Origin of the sequence: Calidithermus roseus, from assembly GCF_003574095.1 — a bacterium.
In the GTDB taxonomy this organism is placed as follows: Bacteria; Deinococcota; Deinococci; order Deinococcales; family Thermaceae; genus Calidithermus; species Calidithermus roseus.
Genome location: NZ_QWLA01000128.1, coordinates 1 through 4,384 on the forward strand (window position 1 = coordinate 1; position 4,384 = coordinate 4,384).

The following is a 4,384-nucleotide window of genomic DNA, read 5'->3' on the forward strand; positions in this document are numbered from 1 at the left end:
GGCTCAGGGGCGGCAGGTCGAAGGGGCGCTGGGGGGCCTCGAGGGGGTAGGCCTGCAAGCGCCAGAGGAACAGGCCCACGTTGGGGAGGTTGTAGCGCCCCCGCCCGCTGGCGACGCGCCGCACCTCGGCGCTGTGGGCCAGGGGGTCGAAGGGACCGCCCACCAGTTGCAGCCGCTGGGCCTCGCGCAGTGAGGCCCAGCCGCCCTGATCGGGACGCAGGTGGTCGAGGTGCTGGGTGGAGGCCAGCCGGGCGAAGAACTCTACCGCGTGGGCCGGCCAGCCGGTGGTGTCGCGGGCGAGCTGCTCGAGCACGCTGGCCGTACCCTTGCGGCGGCGGTAGGCCAGGGTGTTGGCCACGTAGGCCCGCAGGCTGAAGACCTCGCCCTCTAGCGGGTGCAGGTTGCGCACGCCCAGCAGGTCGCCCAGGTAGGGCACCACCCACTCCTGGGCAGTCTCGATGAACCAGTTGTCGTAGAGCCGGCGGATGTCCTCCTCCAGCAGCCTCCCCTGCTCGGCCAGCACCTCCAGCAGCGCCAGCAGGGGCTGCTCCTCACCGTCCTTCAGGCGGTAGAGGGCGGGGAGCAGTTGGTAGAGGTCCTGGCCGGTCATGGGGTCATCTCCGTGAAGACGAGGTGCTTGGGCTCGAGGGTGAGCAACTGGGCCGGAAAGAGCCGGGTGGGCCGCAGTGGGTCGTCCCAGCGGGCCGGCAGGGCCGGCAGGCGGGGCTCGAGGCGGGGGCTCTGGCTGGCGAGGTGCAGGGCGTTGAGGTCCACGGCCACCACCCCATGGGCCCCCTGGATCAGCGCGATCACCTCGCTGGCGCTGACCCCCTGGGCGAAGGCCCGCTGCTCGAAGGCGAAGGCTTGCAGCAGGGCTTGCTCGGCCTCCTCCAGCACCGCCTCGCGCTCGTAGCGGGGGTCGGTGCGCACCTCGGCGCTCAGCGCGAAGGGCAGGGCCTCGTAGGACTGCATGCGGAAGGGCTGGTAGGGGTCGCCGTAGCCGCGGATGGCCTCGCGCAGGCGGGTGAACAGCTCGGAGCCGGGCTCGATGGGGGCGCCCGCCGCTCCCGCCACGGTGAGATGAACCAACTGGCGCTCGCCCATCGGCAGCCAGGTGGCCTTGGCCTTGCCCACCCCGGCGAAGGTGCGGGCGAAGTCCTCGTAGTCCTGCAAGGAGACGACGCGCTCGAAGGTCATCACCGTGAAGGGCGCGTTGTGGCGGGCGTCGTTGCGGCTTTCGGGGTCCTGGGCGCCGCTAGGGGCCAGCGGGTTGCTCACGCCCTTGACCCCCAGGGGGCGGGTCAGGAGCAGGCTGAGTTGGCGGGCCTTGACCAGTCCGGCCAGCCCGGTCCCCACGCGGTACTTCGCCCGCACGTTCTCGCTGCCGCTGGGCAGCCGGGCCCCGCTGACCCCGTCGCCGAAGCGCAGCGTCACCCTGCCGTCGTCGCCGATGCGGCGGGTGAAGACCTCCTCGCGGGGGCCCCGCCCGTAGAGCGAGGGCACTTCGCTCCACAGCACCCCGTCCACCCGCAGCTCGAGCGTGCTCAGCGTGCCCGAGGGGGTGCTGGCCGCCACGTGGGTGAGGGGACTCTGCTTGAGGCTGAAGCTCTGGAAGGGCTGGGTGGCGTCGCCGCTGCCCAGCACCTCCTCCTTGCTCTCGCCGTGGGTGGCCAGGGCCACGTTGGCCTGCAGGCGCACCGTGGTGCGGTCGTAGCAGTAGACCAGGGGAGCCTGTAGCTCGAGCAGGCTGTGCTCGGGGTCGGTGAGGCCGGGGAAGTCGGCCAGCCGCACCACCTCGCTCACCTCCTCGTCCTGGGGCAGGGCGGGAAGCTGCCGCAGGGCCTCACGCCGCAGGGTCAGGGTGCCCTCGAAGCCCCAGGCGTCGCGCAGGCTCCAGAGCTCGCGCCCGTCGCCCAGGGGCTTCGGCGGGGCCAGCACCAGCAGCGAGCCCTCGGGGAGGATGCCCCTCCCCGCGCTGCCGCCCGTGCCCTCGAGCCCGCCCTTGCGCTCCTCCCGCAGCCCGATGCGCAGCCGCTTTCCGCTGACGATGAGCACCTGGTTCTTGCTCAGGTCGGCAGCCAGCGAATCGAGCTCGAGCTCTTTGCCCCACAGCTCGAGCTCCAGCGGATGCTCGGCCAGGGGCAATTCCTCGCTGTGGGCGAAGACGCTGGCCCCGCGGGGCGAGAATTTCTCGATGTGCTCGCCGGAGACCTCGAGGCGGGTGCTCTTGCCGGAGATGTTGTAGCGGCTGAGGCTCTCCTCGCCCACCTTCCGCACCTCGTAAAGCTCGACGTAGGGCGGGTTGTCCGGCTGGGCCAGCACGATCCAGCTTCCGGCCTTGATGGGCTCGTACACCGCGTCCAGGTTGAGCACCGTGGTCCCGGCGGCGAACTTGGCGTCGGCCCACTGGTTCTGCTTGGAGGCGAAGGCCCCGGCCACGAAGCTGTTGTCCTGGGGGTTGCGCTCACCGATGCGCAGCGCCAGCGGCAGCGCGGCCCACTCCGGCGCGTTGTGCCCGAAGAGGGCGGCCCGCAGGCGCAGGGCGAAGACCCTGGGCCCCTTGGCGGGGGGCCTCACGCGGGGAAGTCGGCTGCCCAGGGGCTCGAGCCAGCGCAGCAGGGTGCGGTTCTGCTCGGGCTGGGGGATCACCTCGCTCAGGCGGCGGAACTCCCAGCGCTCGGTGTCGGTGCCGCTCAGGCGCTCGTCGCCCACGATCAGGATGGGGTCGCCCGGCTTGAGCTGGGTGGCGGTGCCCTGCAAGTAGAGGTGCCGGTCGCCGAAGGCCGGGTAGCGCAGCTCGCTCTGGCGCGGCCTGAGCGCGTTCCAGTGGGGCCGGGCGGTGATGGCCTCGACGGTCTCGTAGGTCTGGGCCTGCTCGCCTGGTCCCGGCAGGCTCTGCACCCGGGTGCCGATGGGGATGGGCACCTCGGCGGGGGCACCGGGGGCGGTCTCGAGTTCGAAGGCTAAGTAGGTGCTGGCCGCCACGCCAGGGCGCAGCTCGTAGCCGATGGCCCGGGCGAGCTCGAGCACGCTCAGCCGCTCGGTGGCGCTGCGCAGGTAGCCCTCCTGGGCGATGCGCTCTTGGTAGAAGCTCAGCACGTCCAGCACGCTGGCCCAGGCGTCGAGCAGAGCGATGGTGGGGTCGTCGTCCTGGCGGGTGGTGAGGGGTCGTAGCGGGGGGTGCTGGCCCAGCCGCGCCAGCATGCTCTGTTTGAAGCTGGCGTGGGTGCCCACCCGGTAGGCCAGGGCGCTGAGCCCCGGAGGGTTGTGGATGGGAGTGGGGGTGAGGGTTTCGATGCCCTCGCAGCAGCCGCAGGGGTCGAGCTTCATAACCCTCCTTTCATCGTCAGCTCGAGCCGGCCAAACTCGGGCCGGCTGGGGTCGTTGTCCAGCCGGATCACCTCCAGCCGCCCCGTCGCCAGCACCCCCTCCTCGAGCTCCCTGGCGGGGGTCTTGCCGAAGCGCCGAAAGCGCCTGACCTCCACCGAGGCCACGCCGGGGACGGCCAGGGCCTGCCGGTAGACCTGGCTGAGGTAGAGCGGGTCGCCGAAGCTGAAGCGGTCGGGGTGGAAGAAGGCTGGCCCGGTGGGCAACTCGCGGGTGCTGAAGGCCTCGAGCAAGGCGGCCTTGACGCCGGAGCGGAAGTGCCCTGCCGCTACGCAGACCTCCAGGGCCAGGTCCACCGGCACGAAGCGGGGGCCGTCGATCTCGAGGTCGTAGCCCGCCATGCGGAAGCGCTCCAGGTGCCCCAGCAACTCCCGCTCGAAGGCGGCGTCCACCGGGCGGCCCCCCTTGCGGTCCACGCTGACGAACACCGTGTACCAGCTCCCGGTCCAGCGGAAGGTGGCCGCGGCCTTCTGCACCTCGGGGTGGCGCTGGGCCACCTCGGCGTAGTCGGCCTCGGTGACCGCCCGCTCCTGGCGGCGGAAGGCCTGGGGCGCGTACTGCCGCACCGCCTCCAGCCCTTCCGGCTCGAGCCCGCCCGCCGCCGGCAGGGGGTTGCGCACGCGGAGGATGCCGCCCGCCGGGAGGCCCAGGGGCTGCACCAGGTGGGCGATGGCCTCGGCCCCCACGTTGCCCGCGGCTCCGTTGCCCACACGGTAGAGCGCCTCGAAGGGTACGCCTGGGGTGGGGGCCTGCCCCAGCACGTCGTCGCCGAAGCGCAACTGGCTGCGCCCGTCCTCGGCGACCTCGAGCACGAACTCCCGCGCGAAGCGGTCGCTGGCGAGCAGGTCGCGCCGGGGCTGCCAGGCGAGGTTGCGGTCGCCGCCCTCGAAGAGCACCATGGCCGGACGCACCTCGCCCATCTCCCAGCGCAGGGCCTGCTGGGCCGGGGCCTGGGGGTCGAAGGGGGCCCGCTGGGTGACGGGGCCGCGCTTGGGGG

General features: G+C 72.4%; 3 protein-coding genes. All 3 read right to left on the bottom strand.

Annotated elements, in window-relative coordinates; all coding sequences use genetic code 11:
* Positions 1-610: hypothetical protein (locus Mrose_RS17830; protein ID WP_220452362.1), on the bottom strand; the 610-nt coding region annotated here is incomplete at its 3' end.
* On the bottom strand, positions 607-3,330 hold the full coding sequence (locus Mrose_RS17835; protein ID WP_119280553.1) for a putative baseplate assembly protein: 2,724 nt from the start codon (positions 3,328-3,330) through the stop codon (positions 607-609). The genes Mrose_RS17830 and Mrose_RS17835, both read right to left, overlap by 4 nt.
* Positions 3,327-4,384: putative baseplate assembly protein (locus Mrose_RS17840; RefSeq protein ID WP_119280555.1), on the bottom strand; the 1,058-nt coding region annotated here is incomplete at its 5' end. The genes Mrose_RS17840 and Mrose_RS17835, both read right to left, overlap by 4 nt.

What these genes read in the sequence shown, in the direction of transcription:
- Mrose_RS17835 (WP_119280553.1), bottom strand. Translation starts at nt 3,330, where the DNA reads ATGAAGCTCGACCCCTGCGGCTGCTGCGAGGGCATCGAAACCCTCACC.